The sequence below is a fragment of the Sphingopyxis sp. GC21 genome (genome assembly GCF_025727575.1).
GTDB lineage: Bacteria > Pseudomonadota > Alphaproteobacteria > Sphingomonadales > Sphingomonadaceae > Sphingopyxis > Sphingopyxis terrae_A.
Genome location: NZ_CP095845.1, coordinates 3,029,966 through 3,055,265, shown reverse-complemented (window position 1 = coordinate 3,055,265; position 25,300 = coordinate 3,029,966). Strand labels below are relative to the sequence as shown.

The 25,300-nt window shown below is 65.2% G+C and carries 34 protein-coding genes; 18 read left to right on the top strand and 16 right to left on the bottom strand.

Going from position 1 to position 25,300, the window contains the following annotated elements; all coding sequences use genetic code 11:
- The first annotated feature begins 11 nt into the window (after positions 1-11).
- The 4 genes from MU856_RS14825 to MU856_RS14810 are packed head-to-tail and all read left to right on the top strand — an operon-like array spanning position 12 to position 1,886.
- Positions 12-491, top strand: a complete 480-nt coding sequence (locus MU856_RS14825) for a response regulator transcription factor (RefSeq protein ID WP_231292865.1) — start codon at positions 12-14, stop codon at positions 489-491.
- A 48-nt stretch (positions 492-539) separates the two neighbouring features.
- Positions 540-920, top strand: a complete 381-nt coding sequence (locus tag MU856_RS14820) for a hypothetical protein (RefSeq protein WP_062901618.1) — start codon at positions 540-542, stop codon at positions 918-920.
- A 27-nt stretch (positions 921-947) separates the two neighbouring features.
- Entirely contained in the window at positions 948-1,361 is a 414-nt protein-coding gene (locus MU856_RS14815; protein ID WP_003041525.1) for a hypothetical protein, read from the top strand.
- Positions 1,362-1,391: 30 nt separating this feature from the next.
- Positions 1,392-1,886 carry a MarR family winged helix-turn-helix transcriptional regulator gene (locus MU856_RS14810; protein ID WP_003041520.1) on the top strand — a complete coding sequence of 165 codons (495 nt, stop codon included), beginning with the start codon at positions 1,392-1,394 and terminating at the stop codon, positions 1,884-1,886.
- Positions 1,887-1,940: 54 nt separating this feature from the next.
- Here the strand turns inward: MU856_RS14810 and MU856_RS14805 are convergent, their stop codons facing one another.
- The 6 genes from MU856_RS14805 to MU856_RS14780 form a co-directional block, all read right to left on the bottom strand.
- On the bottom strand, positions 1,941-2,687 hold the full coding sequence (locus MU856_RS14805) for a sigma-70 family RNA polymerase sigma factor (RefSeq protein WP_062901619.1): 747 nt from the start codon (positions 2,685-2,687) through the stop codon (positions 1,941-1,943).
- Positions 2,677-4,797: a flagellar biosynthesis protein FlhA gene (gene flhA / locus MU856_RS14800; RefSeq protein WP_058812245.1), complete on the bottom strand. Its 2,121-nt coding sequence runs from the start codon at positions 4,795-4,797 to the stop codon at positions 2,677-2,679. Before flhA ends, MU856_RS14805 begins: the two co-directional genes overlap by 11 nt.
- Positions 4,794-5,615 (bottom strand): transglycosylase SLT domain-containing protein, encoded by an 822-nt coding sequence (locus MU856_RS14795; RefSeq protein WP_062901620.1) that lies wholly within the window; start codon positions 5,613-5,615, stop codon positions 4,794-4,796. Before MU856_RS14795 ends, flhA begins: the two co-directional genes overlap by 4 nt.
- 78 nt (positions 5,616-5,693) lie before the next feature.
- Entirely contained in the window at positions 5,694-5,999 is a 306-nt protein-coding gene (locus MU856_RS14790) for a hypothetical protein (protein ID WP_058812243.1), read from the bottom strand.
- Positions 5,999-6,304 (bottom strand): flagellar biosynthesis anti-sigma factor FlgM, encoded by a 306-nt coding sequence (gene flgM / locus MU856_RS14785; protein WP_062901621.1) that lies wholly within the window; start codon positions 6,302-6,304, stop codon positions 5,999-6,001. Before flgM ends, MU856_RS14790 begins: the two co-directional genes overlap by 1 nt.
- 169 nt (positions 6,305-6,473) lie before the next feature.
- Positions 6,474-6,980, bottom strand: coding sequence for a flagella basal body P-ring formation protein FlgA (locus MU856_RS14780; RefSeq protein WP_062901622.1), 507 nt, complete (start codon positions 6,978-6,980; stop codon positions 6,474-6,476).
- Positions 6,981-7,315: 335 nt separating this feature from the next.
- On the opposite strand from MU856_RS14780, the gene flgB reads away from it, so the two are divergent.
- The 14 genes from flgB (at position 7,316) to MU856_RS14710 (ending at position 18,167) form a co-directional block, all read left to right on the top strand.
- Complete coding sequence (gene flgB, locus MU856_RS14775) at positions 7,316-7,669, top strand: flagellar basal body rod protein FlgB (RefSeq protein WP_062766137.1); 354 nt, start codon at positions 7,316-7,318, stop codon at positions 7,667-7,669.
- Positions 7,666-8,073 (top strand): flagellar basal body rod protein FlgC, encoded by a 408-nt coding sequence (gene flgC, locus MU856_RS14770; RefSeq protein WP_003041494.1) that lies wholly within the window; start codon positions 7,666-7,668, stop codon positions 8,071-8,073. Before flgB ends, flgC begins: the two co-directional genes overlap by 4 nt.
- Positions 8,074-8,076: 3 nt before the next feature.
- A complete protein-coding gene (locus MU856_RS14765) occupies positions 8,077-8,403 on the top strand; it encodes a flagellar hook assembly protein FlgD (RefSeq protein ID WP_003041492.1) in 327 nt (108 codons plus the stop codon).
- 4 nt (positions 8,404-8,407) lie between these two features.
- Positions 8,408-9,238: a flagellar hook-basal body complex protein gene (locus tag MU856_RS14760; RefSeq protein WP_003041489.1), complete on the top strand. Its 831-nt coding sequence runs from the start codon at positions 8,408-8,410 to the stop codon at positions 9,236-9,238.
- A 32-nt stretch (positions 9,239-9,270) separates the two neighbouring features.
- Positions 9,271-10,014, top strand: coding sequence for a flagellar basal-body rod protein FlgF (gene flgF / locus MU856_RS14755; protein WP_062901623.1), 744 nt, complete (start codon positions 9,271-9,273; stop codon positions 10,012-10,014).
- A 12-nt stretch (positions 10,015-10,026) separates the two neighbouring features.
- The gene (flgG, locus tag MU856_RS14750; RefSeq protein ID WP_062901624.1) at positions 10,027-10,815 is read left to right on the top strand and encodes a flagellar basal-body rod protein FlgG; all 789 of its coding nucleotides are present in this window, start codon (positions 10,027-10,029) and stop codon (positions 10,813-10,815) included.
- Positions 10,796-11,479, top strand: a complete 684-nt coding sequence (locus MU856_RS14745) for a flagellar basal body L-ring protein FlgH (RefSeq protein WP_062901625.1) — start codon at positions 10,796-10,798, stop codon at positions 11,477-11,479. The genes flgG and MU856_RS14745 overlap by 20 nt, the downstream gene beginning before the upstream one ends.
- A 23-nt stretch (positions 11,480-11,502) precedes the next feature.
- On the top strand, positions 11,503-12,615 hold the full coding sequence (locus MU856_RS14740) for a flagellar basal body P-ring protein FlgI (protein ID WP_062901626.1): 1,113 nt from the start codon (positions 11,503-11,505) through the stop codon (positions 12,613-12,615).
- Entirely contained in the window at positions 12,612-12,905 is a 294-nt protein-coding gene (locus MU856_RS14735; RefSeq protein ID WP_082819888.1) for a rod-binding protein, read from the top strand. Before MU856_RS14740 ends, MU856_RS14735 begins: the two co-directional genes overlap by 4 nt.
- Positions 12,902-14,230, top strand: coding sequence for a flagellar hook-associated protein FlgK (gene flgK / locus MU856_RS14730; protein ID WP_062766134.1), 1,329 nt, complete (start codon positions 12,902-12,904; stop codon positions 14,228-14,230). Before MU856_RS14735 ends, flgK begins: the two co-directional genes overlap by 4 nt.
- 39 nt (positions 14,231-14,269) lie before the next feature.
- Entirely contained in the window at positions 14,270-15,100 is an 831-nt protein-coding gene (locus MU856_RS14725) for a flagellin (protein WP_186402825.1), read from the top strand.
- A gap of 93 nt (positions 15,101-15,193) precedes the next feature.
- Positions 15,194-16,057 (top strand): flagellar motor stator protein MotA, encoded by an 864-nt coding sequence (gene motA, locus MU856_RS14720; protein ID WP_003041465.1) that lies wholly within the window; start codon positions 15,194-15,196, stop codon positions 16,055-16,057.
- Complete coding sequence (locus tag MU856_RS14715; protein ID WP_263587817.1) at positions 16,057-16,917, top strand: flagellar motor protein MotB; 861 nt, start codon at positions 16,057-16,059, stop codon at positions 16,915-16,917. Before motA ends, MU856_RS14715 begins: the two co-directional genes overlap by 1 nt.
- A 179-nt stretch (positions 16,918-17,096) precedes the next feature.
- Entirely contained in the window at positions 17,097-18,167 is a 1,071-nt protein-coding gene (locus MU856_RS14710) for a sigma-54 interaction domain-containing protein (RefSeq protein WP_120694154.1), read from the top strand.
- Positions 18,168-18,319: 152 nt separating this feature from the next.
- Here the strand turns inward: MU856_RS14710 and fliS are convergent, their stop codons facing one another.
- From fliS to fliL, 10 genes are read right to left on the bottom strand one after another with little or no spacing between them, the layout of a single operon-like run.
- Positions 18,320-18,709: a flagellar export chaperone FliS gene (gene fliS / locus MU856_RS14705; RefSeq protein WP_062766132.1), complete on the bottom strand. Its 390-nt coding sequence runs from the start codon at positions 18,707-18,709 to the stop codon at positions 18,320-18,322.
- Between the two features lie 11 nt (positions 18,710-18,720).
- Complete coding sequence (gene fliD, locus MU856_RS14700; RefSeq protein WP_062901629.1) at positions 18,721-20,103, bottom strand: flagellar filament capping protein FliD; 1,383 nt, start codon at positions 20,101-20,103, stop codon at positions 18,721-18,723.
- Between the two features lie 56 nt (positions 20,104-20,159).
- Complete coding sequence (flhB, locus tag MU856_RS14695) at positions 20,160-21,299, bottom strand: flagellar type III secretion system protein FlhB (protein WP_062901630.1); 1,140 nt, start codon at positions 21,297-21,299, stop codon at positions 20,160-20,162.
- A gap of 2 nt (positions 21,300-21,301) precedes the next feature.
- Positions 21,302-22,081, bottom strand: coding sequence for a flagellar biosynthetic protein FliR (gene fliR / locus MU856_RS14690; RefSeq protein WP_003041447.1), 780 nt, complete (start codon positions 22,079-22,081; stop codon positions 21,302-21,304).
- Positions 22,082-22,088: 7 nt separating this feature from the next.
- Positions 22,089-22,358 (bottom strand): flagellar biosynthetic protein FliQ, encoded by a 270-nt coding sequence (locus MU856_RS14685; protein ID WP_058812234.1) that lies wholly within the window; start codon positions 22,356-22,358, stop codon positions 22,089-22,091.
- 4 nt (positions 22,359-22,362) lie between these two features.
- Positions 22,363-23,148 (bottom strand): flagellar type III secretion system pore protein FliP, encoded by a 786-nt coding sequence (fliP, locus tag MU856_RS14680; RefSeq protein ID WP_058812233.1) that lies wholly within the window; start codon positions 23,146-23,148, stop codon positions 22,363-22,365.
- The gene (locus MU856_RS14675) at positions 23,138-23,416 is read right to left on the bottom strand and encodes a flagellar biosynthetic protein FliO (protein WP_003041439.1); all 279 of its coding nucleotides are present in this window, start codon (positions 23,414-23,416) and stop codon (positions 23,138-23,140) included. The genes fliP and MU856_RS14675 overlap by 11 nt, the downstream gene beginning before the upstream one ends.
- Complete coding sequence (gene fliN / locus MU856_RS14670) at positions 23,416-23,754, bottom strand: flagellar motor switch protein FliN (RefSeq protein WP_003041437.1); 339 nt, start codon at positions 23,752-23,754, stop codon at positions 23,416-23,418. Before fliN ends, MU856_RS14675 begins: the two co-directional genes overlap by 1 nt.
- Positions 23,747-24,676 (bottom strand): flagellar motor switch protein FliM, encoded by a 930-nt coding sequence (locus MU856_RS14665; protein WP_263587816.1) that lies wholly within the window; start codon positions 24,674-24,676, stop codon positions 23,747-23,749. Before MU856_RS14665 ends, fliN begins: the two co-directional genes overlap by 8 nt.
- On the bottom strand, positions 24,673-25,290 hold the full coding sequence (gene fliL / locus MU856_RS14660; RefSeq protein ID WP_062901632.1) for a flagellar basal body-associated protein FliL: 618 nt from the start codon (positions 25,288-25,290) through the stop codon (positions 24,673-24,675). Before fliL ends, MU856_RS14665 begins: the two co-directional genes overlap by 4 nt.
- Between the last annotated feature and the right edge of the window lie 10 nt (positions 25,291-25,300).

Below are 25,300 nucleotides of genomic sequence, written 5' to 3'. Positions count from 1 at the left end.
TGCCCTTTTGTGTGCAGGGTGACCCAGACAATTACATCAGTCTCCTTTCGGCCGCGCAAATCGAAACGCTGCGGCTGGTTTTTGAGCACAAAAATTCCAAAGAGATTGCTCGCATTATGGATGTATCCCCGCACACGGTTGATGAGCGTGTGCGGCGCGCTTTGAAAAAACTCAATGCATCCAACAGGATAGAGGCTGCGACGATTTTGGCACGTAACGGTGTATTCGACCAAGTTACTCCCTATCAGCCATTGAGATATCAATTGATCAGCCTAGGCGACGAGGCGCCCGCCGATGAAGCCGGTGTGGGGCGCAGTTCGATCCGGCGGCTTTTCGATATCGGTTCGCCATTTCCTACCGCGTCCCAGCCGGCCAACCGGCACGGGTTGATGGAAAGGATTATCTGGCCAATCCTGATCGCATTTGCGACCATTTTGGCTTTTTCCGCCCTCTATTCGATCCTTGTCGGTCTTGGTCGTGTGTTGACCTGAATGCTGCGGGGGGGATTCCGTCGGCATTCGTATACAAGGACCAGGATTATGCTGAATGAACGCATGTCTGCCGCCAAGAAGATCGCCTCGGACCTCCATCAGGCCGAAGATGCGATCGACGATACGATGATCAGCATCGCGCGTCTCGCCGCGACGCTGCCCACCGCACGGCGCGATACCAATATGTCGGCGATCGTCGGCCAGGAAGCGATGGCCAAGGTTGCGCAGGCGCTTGCCGCGGCCGGCGAAGTCCGTCAGCTGCTGACCGACGCGCATCTCGCGCTCAGCGTCACGCAAAAGCAGGTCGGTCTCGGCACGCGCATGTTCGGTGCAGGCGTCAAGCCGCCGGCGGCAACGCTGGTCGAGGATGGCAGCAACGATCACGGCGATCCCGCGGTGGCGCATCTGCCGCTCGCCAAAGCGTCGTAAGTTCAAGAGCGGGGGTGGACGAACCACATGTGGACCGTAGCGGGCTATTATGCGGTTCTGCTGACCACGGTGGCCGTCGCGATGTGGCGCGGCGGTCCCCTCGAGCGCTGGGCCGCCTATACGGCCCTGCTCGCGTCGGTGTGCACCACCCTCCTCGCACCCAATCCGGATTGGTCGCATATTGAATATAATATCTTTGCGATAGACCTGGTCGCGCTCGCGAGCTTTTGGTTCATCGCATTGAAAACGCAGCGTTTCTGGCCCTATTGGATCACGGGATGGCAGTTGATCGCCATTTTCGGCCATGTCCAGAAGCTGATGTTTTCGGAGATATTGGCGCGTCCCTACGCGCTGCTTTCAATGTATATCTCTTACCCGATCTTGTTCGTCATTCTGTACGCATCGGGTTCGACCAGGCGGAGGGGTGGTGTCGGAGTGTAGCGCCTGAAGGCGCACCAGGGGTCCCATCACATGCAGCAATTTTCCAACCAAGAAATTGCCGATCTGAAATCGCGTATCGACGAAATTCACGAGCTGCTCGCCGCGCGCGGCGGCGACGAGTCGGCGGCGCCGGTCCGCGTCGAGCTCGAACCGCGCAGCGACGTGGCGGCGCCGCGGCTGGTCGACCAATTGTCGTTCAGTATCCAGGCCCGCCGTATGCGGCGCCATCATTTCGGCAGCGCGCAGATGTCGGGCCCGACGTGGGACATGATGCTCGACCTGATGCTGGCCAATGCCAATGGCCGTATCCTGAGCGCGAGTGACCTCGCGACGGGGGCCGGCGTGCCGTTGTCGTCGGGGCTGCGGATGATCGCCTCGCTCGAGGCGATGGGGCTCGTCAAACGGTCGATCGACGAACGCGACCGCCGCCGGACCATCGTCCGCCTGACCGATGCGGGGACCGAGCGGATGGCCAGCTATTTCGAGAAAGTCGGCCTGGCGTTGCGGAGCAATCGCGCAGGTTGACCGGCGCGGCCGGATGCGGCTTCTGCTGGTCGCCGCCGCATCCGGCCGTTCGCGTCATTCGGTCATTTCGCGCATCATGCGGTCGATCCTGGCCATCGCGTCGCGCTTGATCTGGCAGACCCGCGCCGCGCTGACGTCGAGCGTCAGCCCGATTTCCTGCAGATTGAGCTCTTCGAAGAAATAGAGCTGCAGGACCATCTGTTCGCGGTCCGACAGGCGCCCGATGCAGGCGCGCAGCGCGTCGAGCATTCCTTCCTGTTCGAGCAGCTCGCCGGCGCCGAGCCGGTCGTCGGCGAACAGGAAATCGCCTTCGTTCATCATTTCGTCGAGCGAGGTCGAGCGGCCGTGCGTCGCGCTGCGTTCGAACTCGAAATATTCCTCGGCACCCATCCCCATCGCTTTGGCCATTTCGGCGGCGCCCGGCGCCCGCATCAGCTGTTGTTCGAGCGCGGCGCGCGTCGCCGCGAGCCGCTTGGCGGCCGCCATCGCGGCGCGCCCGACATCGGCCTCGCGCCGCTGCTGGTCGATCATTGCGCCGCGAATCCGCGTGGATGCATAGGTGGTGAAGGCGAAGCCGCGCTCTTCATAGGTACGGCTCGCTTCGATCAGCGCGATCAGCCCGACTTGGATCAGATCCTCAAGATCGCTCGTCCGCGACACGCGCGAATGAACCTGCCAGGCGATCTTGCGCACGAGCGGCGCATGTTCGGCGATCAGCGCCTCGACATTCTCGCCATAGCCTTGCGGCCGCAGGGCGTGCGCGGTCTTTCCCGCAAATTGCTCGGCGGGCTCAATTTTCATGGGGCTCGTCCTTCTGATAGGCTTCTTCGCCGCTGGTCAGCCGCGGTTGATCGGCACCGATCGTCGCGACGATTTCGGTTGCCTTGGTCGCCGGGATTTCGAGGTAGGAGATCACCGCAACATCGGGGAATGTCGCGCGCACCAGCCGCGACAGCGCCGGGCGACAGATGGGGGAGGCGACGAGCGCGAAGCTACGCGTCTGGAGCAGCAGCGGCTCGACCGCCTGGCCGATCTGTTCGACGATCTTCATCGCCATGCCATGTTCGAACGGCCATTCGGCGCCCGGATTTGCGCGCACCGCCTGATTGAGCAGCACTTCGATATCGGGGGTGAAGGTCACGACAGGCAGCGGCATGCGGCTCGGCACGATCGTCTGGACGATCAGCGCGCCGATGCGCTGGCGCACCGCTTCGATCAGGTCGCCATCGCCGAGCTGCTGGCCGACGAGCGCGACCATAGCCTCCGCAATCTTGCGGAAGTCGCGCAGCGGCACGCGCTCGATGAGCAGCGCCTTGCACAGCGCGGCGACGCGCGGCAGCGCATAGCCCTGGGGGCTGAGGTTCGCCGCAAGCTGCGGATAATGGGTCTTGAGATTGTCGATCAGCGACTGGGCATCGTCGATGCCGAACAGTTCGGCGGCCGAAGCGATGATGCTGTTGTTGAGGTGCGTCGCGACGACCGTGGCGGGATCGACGACGGTATAGCCCGCCGCGATCGCGTCATTCTGCGCGCTTTTGGGAATCCACAGCGCGTCGAGGCCGAAGGTCGGATCCTTGCAGGGGCGGCCCGTCACCTTGGTCACCAGTTCGCCCGAATCGAGCGCGAGCATTTCGTTCGGGAAGACCTCGTCCTCGCCGACGATCACCCCGGCGATCGAGATGCGATAGACGTTGCCGGGCAGCGACAGGTCGTCGGCGACCTTAACCGGCGGCACGACGAAGCCGAGTTCCTTCGACAACTGGCGCCGGATACCGGTGATCCGCGTCATCAGCGGCGCGCCCTTGCGTTCGTCGACCAAGCTGACGAGTGCATAGCCGATTTCGAGCTGGCACGGGCCGATGTCGCTGACATCCGCCCACTCGATATGATGAGGGTCGGGCGCCGGGGCCGCGGGTTCGGGCTGGGCAGCGACTTCGGCCGCTGCGCGCCGGAGTTGCCAGCCGATGGTGAAGGCCAGCGCCGCAGCAGGCAGGATCAGCATCTGCGGCATTGCGGGGACAAGGCCGAGGATGAACAGGATACCGCCGACCGCCATCCATACATGGGGGGAAGCGAACTGGCTGCCGATCTGGCCCGACAGGTTGTGGGGCGACGACACGCGCGTGACGATGGCGGCGGCCGCGATCGAGAGCAGCAACGCCGGAATCTGGGCGACGAGCGCGTCGCCGATCGCCAGCGTGACATAGGTGCTGCCCGCCTGCGAGAAGGACAGGCCGTGGCTGAACATGCCCAGGATCAGGCCGCCGACGATATTGACGAACAGGATGAGCAGGCCGGCGACCGCGTCGCCCTTCACGAATTTCGACGCACCGTCCATCGAGCCGTAGAAATCGGCCTCGGTAGCGACTTCCTGACGCCGCGCCTTGGCTTCGTCGGGGGTCAGCAGGCCGGCGTTGAGATCGGCGTCGATCGCCATCTGCTTGCCAGGCAGGGCGTCGAGGGTGAAGCGCGCCGACACTTCGGACACGCGCCCTGCGCCCTTGGTGATGACGACAAGGTTGATGATCATCAGCACGCCGAAGACGAACAGGCCGACGACATAGTCGCCGCCGATCAGCACCTGGCCGAACGCTTCGATCACATGGCCCGCCGCTGACGTGCCTTCGTGGCCGTGGACCAGCACGACGCGCGTCGAGGCGACGTTGAGGGCGAGACGGAACAGCGTCGCGAGCAGCAAGACGGTCGGAAAGGCGGAAAAATCGAGCGGCTTCGACGCAGACAGCGCGACCATCAGGATCGCGAGGCTGATCATGATATTGCCGATGAAGCTGATGTCGAGGATGATCGGCGTGACCGGGATCACCATCAACGCGACGAGAATCAGCATCGCCGCGGGCAGTGCCGCGGCAGTCGCGAAGCGCGCCGCATTGCGGACGTCGAGCCCGGTCATGCGGTGTCTCCCGACAGCGAAGCGAGCCGCTGATAGGCACTGGCGGCAAAGTCCATCGACAATTTCCTGGGCATGGGTTGAATATCCATCATCGGTAGCGGCGGCCGTCCGGCGGCTTCGCCCGAAAAACTGGTTGCGGCGCTGCGCCATGTCGAAACGGGCGCTGCCGCGGCGGGCAGCGGTGCCCCGCCGCCGGCGTCGAGCTTGGCGCGGAACAGATGGCGGATCTCGCCGACGCTGCGCATGCTGCCGTCGGGCGCATAAAAGATCGGACGGTTTGCCGCAGCGGCTTCGGGCAACAGCGTGGCGCCCGGCTGGTCGGGGTTCGCGTCGAGCGCGGTCAGAAAGCGCGCGGCCCCCGCGCTGCCAAGGAAATGCGCGAGGTAGAGATCGACCGGTTCGGCGGTGCGGCCCATCCGGCTTTCGAGGAACTCGCGATTATCGGCGGTCAGCGCCGCCGCCATGTTCGATGCGGCAAAGGGATCGTCGCGCAGCGCCATGATCTGGTTGCGCAGCGCCGGATCGCTGACCGACAGGCGGCCCGCGCCATCGCGGCGGATCGCGTCGGCCGCCCAGGCGAGCCCGTGATTGGCGCCGTGGCGTTCGAGCGTTGCGAGCCAGGTCTGATTGGTGAACTGATAGAGGCCGCGCGCCGACGAGGTTGCGGCCTTGGCGCCGGGATTGAAGCGGCTTTCGACGCGGGCGACATCGACCAGATAGTCGAAATCGACCCCCGTGCGCGCCGACGCCGTCTGCACCGCATCCATGACGGGTGCGGCGATCCGGTTCGCTGCCTGGGGGTTGTTGATTGCGTTCATTGCCTCTGTTCCGCTGTTTCAGCAGGAGAGAAGCAATCATCGTGCCATTTCCGGGAAAGCCCCCGAAAATCTTGCTTATCAATAGGTTAAAGCGGGGCCTCTGGGTTGCGTGCCGCGGATTGCATGGTTCATGTCAATCCTCTGACGCGTCCAGTTCTTCAGGACATTGATACGGATCGCGGCCGCTTCGAGCTGGCCCAGCGTCTTGCCGATCAGCGCCCGTGCCTGCATTTCGCTGCCCGCCGGAACGCCGGCGCCGCGAAACAGGATGACCGCCGTCGCCAGATCCTCGGTCGCCGACACGATCGCCCCGGCATCATGCCCGTCGAGCGCGCCGACGAGCAAATCGAGCTTGGCCTGAACTTCGTGCATCTGTTCGATCATCACGAATTGCCGCCCGTGCTGTGGAAAAGCGCCATCGACTTGGCGATCGCGACGGGATCGACGCTATATTCGCCGCTCGCAATGGCGGCGCGCAGCGATGCGATACGGGCATAGTCCACCGGCGGCTCCTGCGCGGCCATTTCGTTGGCAAGGCTGATCAGCCGCGCGACGGGCACCGCCGTCGGAGCGGGCTGGGCCGTCGTGCGCGGATTCGCCGAAGCGATGGAACCGCTTGCCGTCCTGCGCACGGGTGTCGCTCGCGTGACACCGCCGACCTGCAGGACGAGTTTGTCGTCACCTGCCATCTTAGCCTCCATCATGCACCGTCGGAAAATCGACGGCACTGCTTCAGAGCCTTTAACGGCGGGTGGGGCGGCGCTTTAAGGGGCGGGTTGCCAAAAAATTAAAAAAAGAGGCCCGGCGGCGTCGAAAAATCGACAACCACCGGGCCAGTGGGGCTTAACTGATTGAAAATCAGTCCTGAAGGCTCGCGCGGCCCGGACCGGTGACGGTGGCGCTGATCATGTTTTTCGCGTCATTGCCGCGCAGGGCAATCGTTTCGCCGACGCGGCCGTCTTCGGTCGCGATGGCGTTGTAGCTTACCGAAAAGCTGTCGGTGTCGATCGAGACGCGGACATTGTCGCCGCGGCGGATGACCGGCGCGGCGGCCGGGGCGGAGCGGGCGAAGACGGCGGAGGTCGCCGCGCCCGCCTGCGCCGCCATCGGCACCCGCAAGCGCCAGCCAAGCGATTCGCAGCGCACAGCGAGCGTCTGGCTGTCGATCGCGGTGATCGATGCCTGTTCGGGGCAGCGCGCCAGCTTGATGCGCCGGTCGATCGGTGTCGCGGTACGCCCCATCGCATTTGCGACCATCGCGGTCAGCGTGTCGATGGTCTGCCAATCCTCGGTCGCCTGCTGCGCGGTTGCGGCGGGCGCCATCGCGATGCCGGCGGCGAGGGCAGCGATCGTCCTGCGATACATGACCCAATCTCCTTTGCTGGTCCTTTGTCGCCGGTCACGGTGCAGGATGCGTGCCAATCGCGGGCAACCGCCGAATTTGCGGCCTGCGCACCCATTGCCGTCAATCTTTTGACGAGCGCCTGGCGGGCCGGGCCTGCTCCCGCCGCCACGTTGCCCCAGAGCACTGAAAAACAAGCGATAATGCAATTTGGCACGGCGATTGCATCATGCCTTGGTGATTCATCGCGCCCCTGCGCCGGACCGCCGGCAGCGAGGCGGGGCGACGGATCGAAGCCCGCCACTTGATGGCGGCAAGCGAAGGCCCGCTACCGAAAGGTGGCTTGCGAAGGAAAGTGATGATGGCATCCGAGAAGCTCTTTGGCCTGCATGCGACAGCGCTCCAGCTGCGCAGCCAGCGCATGATGATGCTCGCGTCGAACATCGCCAACGCCGCGACCCCCAATTACAAGGCGCGCGACCTTGATTTTACCAAGGCGCTCGATCTGGCCCAGCAGGGCGCATCGACCGACGGCGCGATCGAAGGCGCCATCGCCTACCGCGTGCCGGTGCAGGCCTCGCTCGACGGAAACACCGTCGAAATGGCGACTGAACAGACCGCCTTTGCCGAAAACGCGCTCGCCTACCGCTCGAGCCTGTCCTTTCTGCAGGGCCGGATCGGCACGTTGACGCGCGCGCTGAAGGGCGAATGACGATGAGCGCGCTCTCGATCTTCGACATCAGCGGCCGCGCCATGTCGGCGCAGCTAGTCCGCCTCAACACAACGGCATCGAACCTGGCCAACGCCGGCACGGTCGCGGGCAGCGAAAAGGAAGCCTTCCGTTCGCTGAAGCCCGTGTTCCGCACCGTCATGGACGGCGCGGGGCGCGCGACCGTCGCGGTCGACCAGGTGACGGTCAGCAAAATGGCCCCGTCGAAACGGCACGACCCGTCGAACCCGCTCGCCGACAAGGACGGCAACGTCTGGGAGGCCGCGGTCGATAGCGCCGCCGAACTGGTCGAGATGGTCGAGACGGCTCGCCAGTATCAGAACAACGTCCAGGTCCTCGAAACCGCAAAGGGCCTGATCAACGAAACGCTGCGGTTGGGACAATAAGCCATGACGACCACCTCTGCCGTTAACGGAAGCAATATCACGGTGGTGCCGAAGAACAGCGGCACCCAGCTCGGCCAGCAGGATTTCCTGCGGCTGATGACCGCTCAGCTGTCGCAGCAGGACCCGTTCAACCCCGTCGACAACCAGCAGATGGTTGCGCAGATGGCGCAATTCTCGAGCCTGGCCGGCGTCACCGAAACCAACACGACGCTGAAGACGATCTCGGACCAGCTCACGGCGCAGACCGCGCTGCTTCAGGACATCAAGACCGCTCAGGACGCCGCCGCGGCGGCCGCCGCAGCCACTCAATCGACCACGCAGGAAGGATAAGTCCATGTCATTCTATACTTCGCTTTCGGGCCTCAAGGGTGCCCAGACCGACATGTCGGTCATCTCGAACAATATCGCCAACGCCAGCTCGACGGGCTTCAAGCGCAGCCGCGCCCAGTTCGGCGATCTGTTCGCCTCGTCGCCGACCCAGTCGACGCGCATGGTCGCAGGTCAGGGCCAGCGCCTGAACGGCATCATCCAGCAGTTCACGCAGGGTACGCTCGAGGCGAGCGAAAAGACGCTCGATCTCGCGATCGCGGGCGAAGGCATGTTCGTCGTCAAGGGCGAGCCGCCGCGCGAGCAGGTGACCTACACCCGCAACGGCGCCTTCACCCCGACTGATGACGGCCATATCGTGGACACCACCGGCCAGAAGCTGCAGCTGCTCCCGGTAGATGCGTCGGGCAATGTCACCGACCGCACGCTTGCCGGCATGACCGACTTCGTGCTCCCCGCGGGCGCGCCGTCGGATCCGACCTCGGCGCTGGTCAATGTGTCGGTCGGCCTCGACGGCCTTGTGACCGCGACCTTCGCCAATGGCGAGGGCCAGGTGCTCGGCAAGGTCGCGATGGCGAGCTTCCCCTCGATGGAAGGGCTGCGCCCCGTCGGCGACGCGCATTACCAGTCGACGGGCGAAAGCGGCCAGCCGACGATCGACGCCGCGACCAACGGCCCGATGGGTACGATCCGCTCGGGCGCGCTCGAACGCTCGAACGTCGACATCACCGAAGAGCTGGTGCTGCTGATCGCCGCCCAGCGCAACTTCCAGGCGAACGCGAAAGCGATCGAGGGCGCGTCGACGCTGACGCAGACCCTGATCAACATGCGTTCGTAATTTCCGATTAGCCGTCTGCCGGGAGCCAGAAGATGGACCGTCTCATCTACACCAGCCTCACCGCGATGCGGGGCAGCCAGGCCCGGCAGACGGCGATCGCCAACAATCTTGCCAATGCTCAGACGCCCGGCTTTCGCGGCGACATGGCGGAGGCGCAGTCGCTCTGGCTTCAGGGCAGCGGCGTCAATGCCCGTGCCATGTCGTCGGAGGAAGTGATCGGCGCCGACATGCGCGCCGGTGCGGTATTCGCCACCGGCCGCGACCTCGACGTCGCGGTGACCGGCGACGCGCTTCTCGTCGTGCAGGCCGAAAATGGCGAAGAAGCCTATACGCGCCGCGGCGATCTGCAGGTTTCGGCGAGCGGGCTGCTCACCACCGGCGACGGCCACCCCGTCCAGGGGGCGCAGGGCCCGGTGACCATTCCGCCCGCCGACAAGGTCAGCATCGACAGCGAAGGGCGCATCTGGGTCGTGCCCACGGGCGGCGATCCGCAGAACCCGCAGGAAGTCGACCGACTGCGTCTGACGACCCCCGCGGGATCGGACATCGTCAAGGGGCTCGACAATCTTTTCCGCGTCAAGGGCGGCGGCATCCTGCCCGACGATCCCGAAGCGCGCGTCGTCACGCGGTCGCTCGAGGGATCGAACGTCGCCGCCACCAGCGCTCTCGTCGAGATGATCGAGGCGAGCCGCAGCTGGGATTCGCAACTCAAGCTCATCAGCGACGCGCGCGACATGGACAGCGCGACCGCGAACCTGATGCAGCTCCCCCGTTAAGGAGAATAGACAATGAGCTTCGGTGCCTTGCACGTCGCGCGGACCGGTCTGGATGCCCAGGGCTTCCGGATGCAGGTGATCGCGAACAACCTCGCCAACGTGAACACCACGGGCTTCAAGCGCGACCGCGCCAATTTCGAAACGCTGGGCTATCAGATGATGACCCAGCCGGGTGCGCCCTCGTCGTCGGAAAACCGCTACGCGACCGGCCTCAACCTCGGCACCGGCGTCGAACTGGGTGGCACCGCGCGCATCGATACGCAGGGTTCGCTCAACGCCACGGGCAACGGGCTCGACATGGCGATCGAAGGCGCCGGCTTCTTTCAGGTGCTGCTGCCCGACGGCCGCACCGGCTATACCCGCGCCGGCAATTTCACCATGTCGGCCGATGGCACGATCGTCACGCCCGACGGCAAGCCGCTGCAGCCCAACATCCAGGTTCCTGAAGGCGCGACCGGCGTGTCGGTCGGAGCCGACGGCACCGTCTCGGCGACCGTTCCCGGCCAGGCCGAGGCAACCGAGCTCGGCCGCATCGAAATCGCGCGCTTCGTCAATCCGTCGGGCCTGCAGGCGATCGGCGACAATATGCTCGTCGAAACCGCCGCTTCGGGCGCACCGCAGGTCGGCGCTGCAGGCGAGGAGGGCCGCGGCATCCTGCGGTCGGGCATGCTCGAAGGATCGAACGTCAATGTCGTCGAGGAACTGGTCGACATGATCGAGACGCAGCGCGCCTACGAAGTCAATTCAAAGATGATCCAGGCCACCGACGAGATGATGAAAAATGCCACGCAAACGCTCTAAGGCCCTGCTCCTCGCATCGGCGCTGCTGCTGCCCTTCGGCACGCTGGCACCGGGCGCTGCGCAGGCGAAGGACAAGCTTGCACCCGACGCCTTTGCCGTCGCGATGCCCGTCGATCCTGCGCCGCCGCCGACGCCCAACGGTGCAATCTTCCAAGGGGGCTATACGCCGCTCACCTCGGGTGGCCGCGCCGGCCGGGTCGGCGACATCGTCACGATCCAGCTCGTCGAACGCACCGCGGCGACCAAGAGCAACAGCGCGACGACGCAGCGCGGCGGCAGCATCGGCCTGACCCCGCCATCGACCGGTCCCCTGTCGCTCTTTTCGCCCAGCGACATCGGCGCGAGCGGCGACCAGCAGTTCAAGGGCAAGGGCGATGCCGCCCAGTCGAACGCGCTGTCGGGCGAGATCAGCGTCACCGTCGCCGAAGTCTATCCCAACGGGATGATGCTGGTGCGCGGCGAAAAGCTGCTGACGCTCAATCGCGGCGACGAGCGCGTCCAGATCTCTGGCCTCGTGCGGCCGATCGACATCGGCCCCGACAACCGCGTCCTGTCGACCCGCGTCGCCAACGCGACGATCCGCTACGTCGGCAAGGGCGAGATCGCCCGCGCCAGCAAGCAGGGCTGGCTGCAGCGTTTCTTCTCGATCATCAGCCCCTTCTGAACGCCTTTTTAAAGGATAGTGCCGTGACCAAGCGTCCCACCCTTCTCGCCCTCTTCCTCCTGCTGATCGCGGGCTTCGCCTTCGCGGCGCCGGCGTCGGCCGAGCGGATCAAGGACATGGGCCAGTTCCAGGGCCTGCGCGCCAACCAGCTTACCGGCTATGGCATCGTCGTGGGCCTCGCCGGAACGGGCGACGACAGCCTCGATTATTCGACGCTAGGGATGAAGGGCGCAATGTCGCGCTTTGGCATGACGCTTCCTGCAGGGGTTAACCCGGCGCTCAAAAATGCGGCTGCGGTGATGGTCACCGCCGAACTTCCGCCCTTTTCCAAGCCTGGTCAACGGCTCGACATCACCGTGTCGGCGATCGGCAAGGCCAAGAGCCTGCGCGGCGGCACGCTGGTGCTTGCGCCGCTCTATGGCGCGGACGGACAGATTTACGCGATGGCGCAGGGCAACCTCGTCATCGGCGGTCTGGGGGTCGACGCCGCCGACGGTTCCAAGCTGACGGTCAATGTGCCGTCGAGCGGACGGATCGCCGGCGGCGCGACAGTCGAGCGCGCGGTCGATACGGGATTTGCCTATGGCGACCAGCTGACCTTCAACCTCCACCAGTTCGATGCGACCAACGCGCAGCGCGTAACCGATGCGATCAACCGTGCGGTCGGGCCGGGTGCGGCGACGATGCTCGATGGTGCGAGCATCTCGATTCGCGCCGGCGGCAGCGGCGACGATCGCATGCGCCTGATGTCCCGAATCGAGAATCTCGAGGTTATCCGCGCCGAACCGCCCGCCAGAGTCATTGTTAATGCGCGCACCGGAACGGTCGTTATCAACGGTGCGGTTCGGGTCGGCACCGCGGCGGTGACGCAGGGCAAGCTCTCCGTCTCGGTCAAGGAATCGCCCACGGTGGTGCAGCCTGCACCGTTCAGCCGCGGGGAAACGACGGTCGAACAGTCGAGCGAGATCGGCGTCGACCAGGAATATCGTCCGGTGATGATGGTGAAGCCCACCGCATCGCTTTCCGAGCTCGTCGATGCGATCAATCGCATGGGCGTTCCTCCCGGCGACCTTGTCGCCATCCTCGAGGCGCTGAGCCAGGCCGGCGCGCTCACTGCGGAACTGGTGATCATATGACGACACCTCTTTCTTCGATCGGCGCCCCCGCCGCCAGCGCCGCCCCCGGCAGCGGCGACGGCGGACTGCGCAAGGCGGCCGAATCCTTCGAGGCAGTCATCCTGCGTCAACTCCTCTCGTCGATGCGGCAGGCCAAGCTGGGCGACGACATCTTCGGATCGAGTGCGACTGACAATTTCCGCGAAATGGCCGACGCCAAGACCGCGGACAGCATTGCCTCAATGCGCCAGTTCGGCATCGCCGACATGGTCGAGGCGCAGTTCCGCGCCCGGGTCGGAGGCGCGCAGTGAGCGACCTTCTCAACATCGGCGCCAGCGGCCTGCGCGCCTATTCGCGCGCGCTGTCGACGATCGGCGACAATATCGCCAACGCGCAGACGCCCGGCTATGCGCGGCGTACACTTGAACTGGTCGAGAATCAGGCGGCGAGCAACATGCCGCTCTATCGCAGTTCGATCAAGCCGGGCGGCGTGGCGATCCAGGGCGTGACGCGCTCGGTCGACCAGTGGCTCATTCAGGATTCGCGCATTTCGTCGGGCGACGCCGAGCGCTCGGCGACCAAACTCGACTGGATGAACAAGGTCGAGGCCGCAATGAGCGACGATTCGAACGGGATCGCGACCGGGCTGGGCAAGCTGTTCAACACTGCCGATCTGCTCACCGCCGATCCGTCGAACCCGACGCTGCGGGCGCAGTTTCTGCAATCGGTCGACGATGTCGCGTCGGGCTTCCGCACCGCGGCGGGCCAGCTTTCGAGCATGGCCGACGGGATTTCGAGCGCCGCGGCGGGCGAAGTCGATAGCTTCAACACCAATTTGAACGCCCTCGAACAGATCAACATCGGGCTGCGCAAGGCGCGCCCGGGATCGACCAACGAGGCATCGCTGCTCGACGAGCGCGACCGGTTGCTCGACGAGCTTTCGACGCAGGCCGGCGTCACCGCGAGTTTCGACAGCCATGGCGCGGTAACGCTGACCGCAACGGCGACCGGCGATACGCTGGTCGGCGGCGGCGTCGTGACGCCGATTTCGGTCAGCGCTGCGGCCGACGGCCGGCTGTCCTACAGTATCGGCGGATCGCCGTTCACGACCGCGACGGGCTCGCTCGCCGGACTGGCTGAGGCGGCGAACCATGTCGCTGACCAGCGCGCAGGGCTCGACACCATGTCGGCGCAGTTCGCGAACCAGGTCAATGCCGCGCACCAGGCGGGCGTCGATGCCAATGGCAATCCGGGCCAGCCGCTGTTCGCTGGCGTCGGCAGCGCTGCGACACTGGCCGCGGCGCCGTTGACGACCGCACAGGTCGCGGCGGCCGATGCGACGAGCAGCAACGGCAATATGCTTGCGATCGGCGGGATGCGCGGGTCGAACGATCCCGAAAGCGCCTGGGCGGCGCATATGGCGACGCAGGCGCAGGCGACCGCATCGGCGCGCGCGCAGGACGCCGCTGCGACGACCCGCCGCGACGCCGCCTCGGCGGCACGCAGCGCGGTCAGCGAAATCGATCTCGACCGCGAGGCGGCCGATCTGCTGCGTTTCCAGCAAGCCTATTCGGCGGCGGCGCGCACGATCCAGGTCGCGCGCGACACGATGCAGGCGCTGCTGAACGCGGTGTAGGCGAAGGATTTGGGGCCATGAGCCACAAGGGGCAGAACGATGATTAACGCCACCGGCAACCGCATGACGCGCGAGATCGCGCGCCAGTCAAAGCTCGCCGAACAGATCGAAAAGCTGCAGATCCAGGTTTCGACCGGCAAGCGGCTCCAGCGCATGTCCGACGATGTCGTGGCGTCGAAACGGATCGCGACGATCGGCAAGACCCAGGCGGCGATGGACACCTGGGCGACCAACATCAACACCGGCAAGGCGCTCGCTGCGCAGGCCGACGGTGTTCTGCAATCGACGAGCGATCTGCTCACCCGCGCTCGGGAACTCACGCTCAATGCGGCGAGCGACACCGCGAGTCCGGCGGATCGCGCGACGATCGCCGCGGAGTTGAGCGCGATTGCCGACCAGATCGACGGGCTGGCCGCGACGCGCGATGCGAACGGCGAACCGCTTTTCGCAACCGGCAATGCGCGCGCAATGCGGTTCGATTCGGACACGGTATTCGCCCCGGTGCCATCTGCGGCCGATGCCCTGGCCGTCAGCGGGACGAGCCTGTCGACTTTCGTCCGCGATGCCGCGGCCGCGGTGGCGGCAGGCGACAAGACGGCGATGGGTGGGGCGATGACCGCTCTCGACACCGCAATCAACCACACCGCAGACCAGAACGCGGCCATAGGCCTCGCCGCCGGCCGCCTCGAGCGGATCGGCGACAGTCTTGCGGCGCGCGGCGTGACGCTGGCCGATGAACGCTCGTCGGTCGAGGATACCGATCTTTCGGTTGCGATCGCGCAGCTCAACGCTGCCGATCTGACGCTCGGCGCCGCGCAGGCGGCCTTTGCCAAGATCAACCGGCAGAGTTTGTTCGATCTTTTGAGCTGAGCGGCCTCAAGTTTCCGGCGCCGCTGCCGTTAAGCATAAGAGACGTCCCTGTTTAGGCGGACCCCGGGCGGGTCCGGATGGAGTTGAGCGCGCATGTTTCCCGTAATCGGCATCGTCGTACTGATCCTGCTGGTGTTCGGGGGTTTTGCGCTGACGGGCGGCAATCTTGGTCCCGTCATGCACGCGCTGCCGCACGAAATGCTCATCATCGGCGGCGCCGCAGTCGGATCGCTGATCATCGGCAATTCGGGCGCCGACCTGAAGGCGCTCGCCGGCGGGCTCGGCAAGGTGTTCAAGGGGCCGCAGTACAAGAAGCAGGATTATCTCGACGTCATCCTGCTCGTGTCCTCGCTGATGAAGATGATGCGCACCGAAGGCCCGGTCGCGGTCGAACCGCATATCGAAGACCCCAAAAGCTCCCCCATCTTCCAGCAATATCCCAGGCTGCTCAAGGACAGCACGCTCGTCCACCTGATCTGCGATACGTTGCGCCTGGTCGTCGTGTCGTCGGGAACGCTCGATCCGCACGCGGTCGAGGACGTGATGGACAATGCGGTGAAGAACCACCACCACCACGCGATGAAGCCGGCCGACGGCTTGCAGAATCTCGCCGACGCGCTCCCCGCGCTCGGCATCGTCGCGGCGGTGCTTGGCGTGGTGAAGACGATGGGCTCGATCGACAAGCCGCCGGAAATTCTGGGCGGAATGATCGGTTCGGCGCTCGTCGGCACCTTCCTCGGCGTGTTGCTCGCCTACGGGCTCGTCGGCCCGTTCGCGACGCGCGCGAAAAGCGTGATCGAAAGCGACGGCGCCATCTATCACACGGTGAAGCAGCTCATCATCGCATCGCTCCACGGCCACCCGCAGCCGCTCGTCATCGAAGCAGCGCGTTCGGGTGTCGAACATTCGAACCAGCCGAGCTTCGCCGAGGTCTTTGACGGAATGCGGGGCCGCTGATGGCCGCGCGTCCCAACACGCCGCCGCGGCCGATCATCGTCAAAAAGGTGATCGAGGGGGGCCATGGCGGCCACCATGGCGGTGCGTGGAAGGTCGCCTATGCCGACTTCGTGACCGCGATGATGGCCTTCTTCCTGCTCATGTGGCTGCTCGGCGCCACCACCGAAAAGCAGCGCAAGGCGCTTGCCGACTATTTCGCGCCGACGATCGTCCAGACCAAGCAGGAAAGCGCCGGGTCCAACGGCATGTTCGGCGGCGATTCGATCGTTTCGGCCGACAATTATCCGCATCGCGCCGGGCAGACGGGAACGCGGTCGATCACGATCCCGCGCGACGTTGTCGGCGGACCCAAAGAGGCTTCGGGCCGCGAACAGGAAACCAAGAAGTTCCAGCAGGTCGCGAAATCGCTCGCCGAGCGCGTCCAGCGCAAGGGTGATCTGCGCCGCCTCGCGCGCAACCTGCGCTTTACCCAGACCATCGACGGCATGCGCATCGACGTCGTCGACGATGCCGACTTCTCGATGTTCACGATGGGAACGAGCCAGCTCACCCCTGAAGGCGTGCGGCTGTTCCAGGAAGTGGCCGAGGCGATCGGGGGCGTGCCGAACCAGCTGATGATCCGCGGTCACACTGATGCGGCACCCTGGTCGGCAGGCGCGGGCACCAACAACTGGCAGCTGTCGGTCGACCGGGCGGAGGTGGTGCGCAACTATCTCCAGTTCCGCGGGATCGATTCAAACCGCTTCTCGCGCATTGAAGGGGTCGCCGATCGCGAACCCTATGTCCCGTCGAATCGCTTCGACCCGCGCAACCGGCGCATTTCGATCACGCTCGGCTGGGGCAGCGCGGCCAAATATTAGTGCCAGATTGGCAGTAAGATAAATCCTTAACAGCGCAATTGCGCCACCATTGCTACCATATTGGCAATAACGCTTTATTTTCAATGGGTTGTAATAGTCTGGATAATCTTTCGTTTACCATTTTCCTCAATCTCTCGGCTCATCGGAAAGGCGCCATGGGGGGCGCCATGGAGACGAAAATGACTGAGGTGGGGCAGAACAAGGGCAATAACGCAGCGCTCGAAGCGCTGATCATCGGCAACAGCCCGGCGGTCAGCCAGCTGCGCGAGATGATCCGCCGGGTGGCGCGATCGAACGCCTCGGTCATGCTGTGCGGTCCATCGGGATCGGGCAAGGAACTGGTTGCCCGCGCCATCCACGACGAAGGCGTCCGCGCTGGCAAGGCCTTCGCCGCAATCAACTGCGGTGCTATCCCCAGCGAACTCATCGAATCCGAACTTTTCGGTCACGAAAAGGGCTCGTTCACTGGCGCCACGGCGCGCCGTATCGGTCATTTCGAAGTCGCCAGCGGCGGTACGCTCTTCCTCGACGAAATCGGCGACATGCGCTTCGACATGCAGGTCAAGCTGCTCCGCGTGCTCGAGGAACGCACCATCGTTCGCGTCGGCAGCAGCGAGGTCCGCCCGGTCGATGTCCGCGTCATTTCGGCCACGCACCAGGATCTGGGCGCGGCGATCGCCGAGGGCAAATTCCGCGAAGATCTTTTCTTCCGCCTGGGCGTCGTCGTCCTGCAGGTGCCGAGTCTCGCAAGCCGCGTCGAGGATATTCCCGCGCTGATCCGCCATTTCCAGCGCAAGATGCCGGCCGACGCCAAGTGCCGCTATGATGACGCTGCGATCGCGATGCTGATGCAGCATCGCTGGCCGGGCAATGTCCGCGAACTGCGTAACTTCGTCGAGCGTGCCAGCGTCCTGTTCGGCGGAGAAACGCTCGGCTGCGACGATGTCGCGATGCTTTTGAACCCCACCGCAGCGCTGGCACCGCGGCCGATCCTCCCCACGGGTACGGTCGCGGTACCAGCCGGCGGGCTGGACATCCCGGCGGCCGCCGGCGCGCAGGCGAAAAAGCCCGCGCCGGGTCAGCCGATCGACCTCAAGCGCGAGATCGAGACGATCGAACTGGAACAGATTCACGTCGCGCTCGACCTTGCCGACGGCATCATTTCGGAGGCTGCCCGCCTCCTGTCGCTCAAGCGCACGACGCTGATCGAAAAGATGCGCAAATATGGAGTTCAGCAGCAGGCCGCCTGAAAACTACCCCACCAGTTTCGGCGCCGCTGAATTCGGCACCGGTCGCACCCCACCCCAGTCGTCGCTTGTCCCCACTTATAGCGACGGCGCGGGCCGCGGCCGGTGCCGAACCCTTTTTTACCGATCGATAATGAAGAGACGACGCGGGCGCGTCAGCGAAGCTGGCGCCAAGCCTCGGCAATCGTACGGATGCCGTCGAGCACCTCGGCAAAACCGTCTTCGCGATTGGCGGCGATCGCCTCATCGAGCTTGCGGCGCATACTGCGATAGACGCGCGACAGCGCCGCGGCGACATCGCCGCCCGCGCTATGATCGAGATTGGCGTCGAGTCCGATCAGGATCGCGCGCGCGCGGTGCGCGGGGTCGGTGGCGGAGACGCGCTGTCCCTGCCGCGCCATCGATCCGAGCACGCCAACGGCCGTTTCGAGCTCGTCATAGAGCATGGCGACGAGCTCGACCGGGTCGGCGCCCTCGGCACGGCTTTCCTGCTGCAGCCGGCGGTAGGTGCCGGTGGCGCGGACGATCGAGGCGGTGGCAGGCACGGCGAAAACCCTTAGTTATTGCTGTTCTGGTTGTTCCACATCTGGATCTGCTGTTCCAGATAGGCCTGGGTCGCCTTGAAGGCTGCCAGCTTTGCGTCGAGCGTGCTGTATTTTTTCTCCAGCCGCGCGCGATAGGCGTCTTCGCGCTCGTTGACCTTGTCGAGCTCGTCGGCAAGATCCTTGCTCTTGGCATCGAGTGTCCTGGTGACGCGATCGATCACACCGCCTGTCCCCACGGCCTTGTCGCGCAGAGCGTCAAGCACACCGGCGATGCCCGGATCGCTGACGTCGGTATGCGCGCCATCGCGCGGCGGATTGAACAATGCTTCGACCGCGCCGGCGTCGGTCGTCAGGGCGGTTTCCAGCCGGGTTTGATCGACGGCAAGCAGGCCGTCCTTGTTCGTGTAGATGCCGATGTCGGCGAGCGTCGTATAGGTGCCGCTGCTGGTCAGTGTTTGCGACATCATGCCGCGCAGCTGGCCCTCGAGCTCGCGCAGGCCGCGCGTGTCACCCGACATCGCGGCGGCATCGGTGATGCTCTTCTTGAGCTGGTTGTAGACGTCGACAAAATCCTTCACCGTCTGCCGGATCATATCGAGCGGGCGACTTGCCCCTACATCCACCTCCTGGCCTGGCGATGCCTTTTTAAGCGTGAGCGACATGCCGGGAATCACGTCGTCGACGATATTGGAACTGCGGCTATAGGCCACGCCGTCGATCGTGAATTGGGCATCGGTCGCCGATTGGCCCAGCGTCATGCCGCCGCCCGCACCATAGCCGAACGCCGCGAGCGCCGGATCGGCGCCCGCGTCGGCAGTCAGCGTGAAGCTGTTCGCCGCTCCCGTCGCGCCCTTGAGCACGATCCGGCTGCCGCCAGTGTCGGACACGATCGAGGCCGATACGCCGCTGCCGCTGGCGTTGATCGCTTTTGCCAGCCCTTCGAGGCTGTTGTTCGTGCCGTCGATTGTAATCACATGGTCGGTGCCGCCGACGCTGAGCGTCATCGTGCCGGTCCCGATCGCCGCCGTCTTGTCGGCGACCACCGCCGAATAGGCGGTCTGCGCCCGGGCAAGCTGGTCGACGACCACCGTCGCCGAGAAGCTGTCGGCGTTGATACCGGCGCGCGTCGTTGCCGAAATCACGCTTTCGTCCGAAACCGTCGGCGTACTGCGCAAGGTGCCGTCGGACACCATCTGCGCCAGCGAATCGGCAAAGCCTTCAAGGTTCGATCGCGCCTGCGATACGGCGCTGATCCGCGCCTGATTCTGCTGCGCCAGCGTCGAGAGCCGCGTAACCTTGGGCTCGCGCGAGGCAGCCGCAAGATCATCGACAAGCTTGGGAATGTCGATCCCCGACCCGGCGCCGAGCGAACTGGCAATGGAAGTGAGAGCCATGGCAAATATCCTTCGCTCTTCTTAACGGCCGCACGCGCGCGACATTAAGCGCGAAATCAGCCCTGCCGGCGCCCGTCGGGATCGAATTGGTGCGACACCGGAATCTCGACATCGGGCTGGCTGCGTCCCTCGGCGACCGCGCGTTCGAGCTGGAACACGAAGGCGAGGATAGTGGCGACCGCGATGAACAATTCTTCGGGGATCGTCCGCCCGGCGCGCACGGTGAAATAGATGGCGCGGGCGAGTTGCGGATATTCCAGGATCGGGATGTCGGCGCCGCGGGCAAGCTCGCGGATTGCCAGCGCGACATCGCCCCGCCCGCGGGCGACGACGACCGGCGCCGCATCGACGCCCGGGCGATAGCGCAGCGCGACCGAGAAATGCGTCGGGTTGGTGAGCACGACCGTCGCGTCGGTCACCGCCTTGCGTGCCGACCCGCTCAATATTTCATGCGCCCGCTGGCGCTGCGCCTGCTTGAGCTCGGGAGCGCCGTCCGACTGGCGCATCTCCTCTTTGACTTCCTGCTTGGTCATCATCAGCCGCCGGTTGCGCTGATACCATTGGGCGGGAACGTCGATCAGCGCGATCACCACCAGCCCGCCCGCCATAGCGAGCATCGAATGGCCGATGGCGCTGCCTGCGAGCCCGATCGCCGCATTGAGGTCGGTCGACGCCATGGTCATGATCGCGGGCAGATTGACCGCGATCAGCCAATAGCCGATCGTTCCCAGCAGCAGAACCTTGGCGATCGACTTGACCAGTTCGATCAACCCCTGCGGCCCGAAGATGCGCTTGAGGCCGTTCAGCGGATTGATGCGGTTACCCTTGAAATTGAGCGCCTTGCCGCGCCAGCCGAGCGAACCGAGCATCGCGGGTGCGGCGATCGCGGCGACGAAGGCGAGCGCGAACAGGCTGCCGAGCGGCAGCAGAATCTCGACCCCGTTGCGCATCACTGCTTCGCCCGGCGCAAAATGCGCGACATCGTCGGCGTTGAGCGTCAGGCCGCGTTTCATGAGGTCGCCCGCTGACTGAACGAGCCAGCCGCCCGCAGCAAAAAGCCAGCCGGCACCCGCGAGCATCATCAGCGCGGTCGCAAGTTCGCGCGACATCAGCACATCGCCCTCGCGTGCGGCATCGGCGCGCTTTTTCGGGGTTGGCTGTTCGGTTTTCTGGTCCTTGTCCGACTGTTCGGCCATCGTCAGCCCCCCGCGAGCAGGCGCGCCATGTCGAGCGCGTCGGAGAGGAAGCGGGCGATCGCCTCGGCCATTGCGGGGGTCGCGATGCCGAGCAGGATGACCCCGGCAAGCAGCGTCGCCGGCAGGCCGACGGCGAACAGGTTCATCGCCGGAGCCGAGCGCCCGATGACGCCCATCACCATCTGGACCATGATCAGCACGAAGCCGACAGGCAGGGCGATGGTCAGCCCCGCCGCGAACATCAGGCTGCCGAAGCGCAAGATGCCTTCGATCGCGCCATAGGAGGGAAAGGCGTTGCCCGGCGGCAGCGCATTATAGCTCTGCACGATGATCTCGATGAGCAGCAGATGGCCGTTCGCCGCCAAAAACAGCGCGGTGGCCAGCATCGAGAGGAACTGGCCGACCGCCGAGCTCATCTGTCCGCTCATCGGATCGACCATCGCCGCAAAGCCGAGGCCCATCGCGTTGCTGATCGCCTCGCCCGCGAGCAGTGCCGCGGCGAGACCCATTTGGAGCACGAAGCCGATCGCGAGGCCGATCACGACCTCGCCCGCGACGAGAAGCAGGCCGGTGAAGGACACGAGCCCTTCGGGCGGCAGATGGAGCCCCGACGCCGCGACCGCGGGAACGCCGACCGCGAGCGCGATAACGAGGCGCAGCTGCACCGGCACGTTGGTCGCCCCGAACACCGGCGCGGCCAAAAAGGCGGCGCCGGGGCGGATCATCCCCAGCATCCAGAGCTGGAGCATCGCCTCGATATTCGGGATATCGGCCGGGTTCATCGCGGCCCTATCGGACCAGATTGGGTATCTGGGCGAACAGGTCGCGGGTGAAATCGGTAAGCAGGACCAGGATGCTGCTGCCGAAGATCGCCAGACAGATGGCGGTGATGATGAGCTTTGGTACGAAGCTGAGCGTCTGTTCGTTGATCGAGGTCGCCGCCTGGACCATGCCGAGCAGCACGCCGATGACCAGCACCGGAATCAGGATCGGCGCCGAGGCGAGCGCGAGGATCCACAGCGCCTGCTGTGCGACACCGATGAAATAATCGGCCTCCATCGCCCTATGTCCCGAACGACGAGGCGAGCGACCCCATCGTCAGCGCCCAGCCGTCGACGAGGACGAAGAGCAGCAGCTTGAACGGCATCGATATGACCGTCGGCGACAGCATCATCATGCCGAGCGACATCAGCGCCGAGGCGACGATCAGGTCGATGACGAGAAAGGGCAGAAAGATCAGGAAGCCGATCTGGAAGGCGGTCTTGAGTTCGCTGGTGACGAAGGCGGGCAGCAGGATCGAAAAGGGGACGTCCTTCGGGCTCGCATATTCGGGCGCCTTGGCGATCTTGGCGAACATCATCAGGTCGGTCTTGCGCGTCTGCTTCATCATGAAGCCGTGGAGCGCGTCGCCCGACCGGACGACCGCCTCGCCGATGTCGATCTGTTCCTGACCATAAGGGGTGATCGCGACGCGGTTCACCTCGCTGAGCACCGGCTGCATCACGAATAGCGACAGGAAGAGGCTGAGCCCGACGAGTACCTGGTTGGGCGGGGTCTGTTGCAGGCCGAGTGCGTGGCGCAGGATCGACAGCACGATGATGATGCGCGTGAAGCTGGTCATCATCAGGAGCAGCGACGGCAGCACCGTCAGCAGGCTCATCAGCAGCAGGATCTGCAGCGACAGGCTCAATGGGCGGCCGTCGCCGCCGATTTCGCCGACCGCGCGGGTCAGGCCGTCAGCCGCCTGCGCATGCGCCGCGGGCGCCGCTGCGACGAACAGCGCGATGCCGCCGGCAATCGCCGCGCGGCGCAGCCAGCGGCCGCGCGCCGGGGCGGCGTCAGTCGACATGAAAATCGCCCTGGCTGTTGTCGGCAAGGCGCGTGATGCCGTTGCGCGATACCGCGATCAAAATCTGTTGCCCGGCAAATTCGACCACCGCGAGCTTCGACCCCGGACCGAGGGGGAGCACGCCGACAAGGTCGACCGGCCGATCCTGTTTCGCGCCGCCGCCCAGCGGCACGCCCATCTGGACGCGCTTCCACAGCCACAGGCTGCCCCAGGCCATGCCGCCGACGATCGGCAGCAGGATCAGCAGGCGCAGGATATATTCGAGCATCAGGCCCTCCGGTCGAAGCCGGCGATGCCGCGGTCGGGCGCGACGACTTCGGCGACCTGGATACCGTAGCGGCCCTCGACGCTGACGATCTCGCCCTTCGCGATCAGCGTACCATTGGCATAGATGTCCAGCAGGTCGGTCGCCGCGCGGTCGAGTTCGATCACGCTGCCTTCGGTCATCGTGAGCAGCTCGGCGAGCGTCATCGAAGTCGATCCGACCTCGACCGAGACACGCAGCGAAACGCCGGCGAGCAGGTCGAAATTGGGGGCGGCGGCAATCGTCTTGCCTTCGCGGCGGTCGCGCTGCGGCGCTGCGGGCGCGTCGCTGAGGTCAGTCATTGTCCGGTCCTTTTTCGATTTGATCGATCATGATGGCGGCGTTGCCATTGGCTTCGCCGATGCTGCCGAGCGCGAATTTGCGTCCGGCGACGGTCACCGGCACCTGGCGCGGCATGGTGATGGGGATGATGTCGCCGACTTCGAGCGACAGAAGTTTGACAAGGCTGATCTCGGGACGCGCGAGGACCGAACGCACGGGCAGGCGGACGTCCTTGAGTGCCTTGTTGAGCGCGTTCGACCAGACGGGATCGGTCTGCGGCAGGTCGCGCATTTCGGGCACCGGTTCGGCCCCCGCGATTCCGCGCAGCGCCGCCTGCGGATAAGCGCACATTACGGTCTTGCCATCGAAAGGCGCGCCGCGCAGCGTGAACCGCTGGACGAGCAGTTCGTCGTCGGCGCGCACCGCGGCGAGCTTGGCGCTTTCGGTGGTGACGAAATCGAGTTCGGGATCGATCGGGTGCTTGTCGCGCCACGCGGCGGCGAGCTGCAACCCCATGTCGCGGCCGAGGCGCGCGGCAAAGCGTTCTTCGGCGTCGGTCAGATCCTCGCGCTCGCCCGCGGGCTGACCCTTGCCGCCGTAAAAGATGTCGACGAGCTGGAGGACAAGCGCGCGGCCGCCGGTGATCAGCACCGGCCCCTTGAGCGGCGGCGCGTGATAGCGCCAGAAAATCGCCGGTTCGACGACGGCGCACCAGTCGGCAAAGCGCATCGTTTCGGCGGGCGCGCGCTCGATCTGCACGAGCGGCGCGCCGAGAGCGCGCACCAGATCGCGCAGGCTGCGCGCGAACTGGTTGCTCACGGCGTCGAGCAGCGGAAAGGCATAGCTGCCCTCCGACCGGCGGAGCAGCAGCGACGCCTGCGCCTCGGCCTCCTGCCGCGCCGCGGCGTCTGCGGCCGCTACGGGTTTGGCGTTTAGCGTCACTGAATCACCAAGCTTGTGAAATAGACATTGTCGATGCCCCCGAACCCCTCCTTGTCGCGCAGTACTTGGTTAATCGCATTGGTCAACTGGCGTTGAAGCCGCTGTTTGCCCTGCGACGTCGAAAGCAGCGCCGGATCCTGTTCGGCAAGCGTCATCAGGACGGCCGACCGGATCGGCACCTCCTGCCGCTTGATGTTGGTGATCAGCTTGCCGTCATAATAGGTCGACAGGCTGATCCCGACCTGAAGAAAGCCCGATCCGTCGGCCAGATTGGTCGTGAAGGGCTGTTCGATCGGATAATAGGTGATCTCATATTTGCGGGGATCGACCTTGTAATGATCGTTGGGAACGGAGACGGTGCCGACCTTCAGCGGCGGCGCGCCGCCGCCTTCGCCGCCCTCGCCCGAGGCCGCTTCTTCCTTTTCGCTGCGCTCGACCAACTTGGGGTAATTGTCCTGCGGCGTCGCCTTATGCTCGCCGAGGCCGCCACCCAGATAGATGCCCGCGCCCGCGCCGGCGCCGATCAGCGCGGTTCCGCCGACGCCGACCACCAGCAGCTTCTTCATCTTGCCGCCCTTCTTGGGCGCTGCTTCGGGGGCCTTGTCCTTGCTCATCTCGTCGGTT

Bases quoted from the DNA above. Each gene is read 5' to 3' on its own strand.
- MU856_RS14820 (WP_062901618.1), top strand. From the start codon at position 540: ATGCTGAATGAACGCATGTCTGCCGCCAAGAAGATCGCCTCGGACCTC.
- MU856_RS14815 (WP_003041525.1), top strand. From the start codon at position 948: ATGTGGACCGTAGCGGGCTATTATGCGGTTCTGCTGACCACGGTGGCC.
- MU856_RS14810 (WP_003041520.1), top strand. From the start codon at position 1,392: ATGCAGCAATTTTCCAACCAAGAAATTGCCGATCTGAAATCGCGTATC.
- MU856_RS14805 (WP_062901619.1), bottom strand. From the start codon at position 2,687: ATGAAAATTGAGCCCGCCGAGCAATTTGCGGGAAAGACCGCGCACGCC.
- flhA (WP_058812245.1), bottom strand. From the start codon at position 4,797: ATGACCGGGCTCGACGTCCGCAATGCGGCGCGCTTCGCGACTGCCGCG.
- MU856_RS14795 (WP_062901620.1), bottom strand. From the start codon at position 5,615: ATGAACGCAATCAACAACCCCCAGGCAGCGAACCGGATCGCCGCACCC.
- MU856_RS14790 (WP_058812243.1), bottom strand. From the start codon at position 5,999: ATGATCGAACAGATGCACGAAGTTCAGGCCAAGCTCGATTTGCTCGTC.
- flgM (WP_062901621.1), bottom strand. From the start codon at position 6,304: ATGGCAGGTGACGACAAACTCGTCCTGCAGGTCGGCGGTGTCACGCGA.
- MU856_RS14780 (WP_062901622.1), bottom strand. From the start codon at position 6,980: ATGTATCGCAGGACGATCGCTGCCCTCGCCGCCGGCATCGCGATGGCG.
- flgB (WP_062766137.1), top strand. From the start codon at position 7,316: ATGATGGCATCCGAGAAGCTCTTTGGCCTGCATGCGACAGCGCTCCAG.
- flgC (WP_003041494.1), top strand. From the start codon at position 7,666: ATGACGATGAGCGCGCTCTCGATCTTCGACATCAGCGGCCGCGCCATG.
- MU856_RS14765 (WP_003041492.1), top strand. From the start codon at position 8,077: ATGACGACCACCTCTGCCGTTAACGGAAGCAATATCACGGTGGTGCCG.
- MU856_RS14760 (WP_003041489.1), top strand. From the start codon at position 8,408: ATGTCATTCTATACTTCGCTTTCGGGCCTCAAGGGTGCCCAGACCGAC.
- flgF (WP_062901623.1), top strand. From the start codon at position 9,271: ATGGACCGTCTCATCTACACCAGCCTCACCGCGATGCGGGGCAGCCAG.
- flgG (WP_062901624.1), top strand. From the start codon at position 10,027: ATGAGCTTCGGTGCCTTGCACGTCGCGCGGACCGGTCTGGATGCCCAG.
- MU856_RS14745 (WP_062901625.1), top strand. From the start codon at position 10,796: ATGCCACGCAAACGCTCTAAGGCCCTGCTCCTCGCATCGGCGCTGCTG.
- MU856_RS14735 (WP_082819888.1), top strand. From the start codon at position 12,612: ATGACGACACCTCTTTCTTCGATCGGCGCCCCCGCCGCCAGCGCCGCC.
- MU856_RS14725 (WP_186402825.1), top strand. From the start codon at position 14,270: ATGATTAACGCCACCGGCAACCGCATGACGCGCGAGATCGCGCGCCAG.
- motA (WP_003041465.1), top strand. From the start codon at position 15,194: ATGTTTCCCGTAATCGGCATCGTCGTACTGATCCTGCTGGTGTTCGGG.
- MU856_RS14715 (WP_263587817.1), top strand. From the start codon at position 16,057: ATGGCCGCGCGTCCCAACACGCCGCCGCGGCCGATCATCGTCAAAAAG.
- MU856_RS14710 (WP_120694154.1), top strand. From the start codon at position 17,097: ATGACTGAGGTGGGGCAGAACAAGGGCAATAACGCAGCGCTCGAAGCG.
- fliD (WP_062901629.1), bottom strand. From the start codon at position 20,103: ATGGCTCTCACTTCCATTGCCAGTTCGCTCGGCGCCGGGTCGGGGATC.
- flhB (WP_062901630.1), bottom strand. From the start codon at position 21,299: ATGGCCGAACAGTCGGACAAGGACCAGAAAACCGAACAGCCAACCCCG.
- fliR (WP_003041447.1), bottom strand. From the start codon at position 22,081: ATGAACCCGGCCGATATCCCGAATATCGAGGCGATGCTCCAGCTCTGG.
- MU856_RS14685 (WP_058812234.1), bottom strand. From the start codon at position 22,358: ATGGAGGCCGATTATTTCATCGGTGTCGCACAGCAGGCGCTGTGGATC.
- fliP (WP_058812233.1), bottom strand. From the start codon at position 23,148: ATGTCGACTGACGCCGCCCCGGCGCGCGGCCGCTGGCTGCGCCGCGCG.
- MU856_RS14675 (WP_003041439.1), bottom strand. From the start codon at position 23,416: ATGCTCGAATATATCCTGCGCCTGCTGATCCTGCTGCCGATCGTCGGC.
- fliN (WP_003041437.1), bottom strand. From the start codon at position 23,754: ATGACTGACCTCAGCGACGCGCCCGCAGCGCCGCAGCGCGACCGCCGC.
- fliL (WP_062901632.1), bottom strand. From the start codon at position 25,290: ATGAGCAAGGACAAGGCCCCCGAAGCAGCGCCCAAGAAGGGCGGCAAG.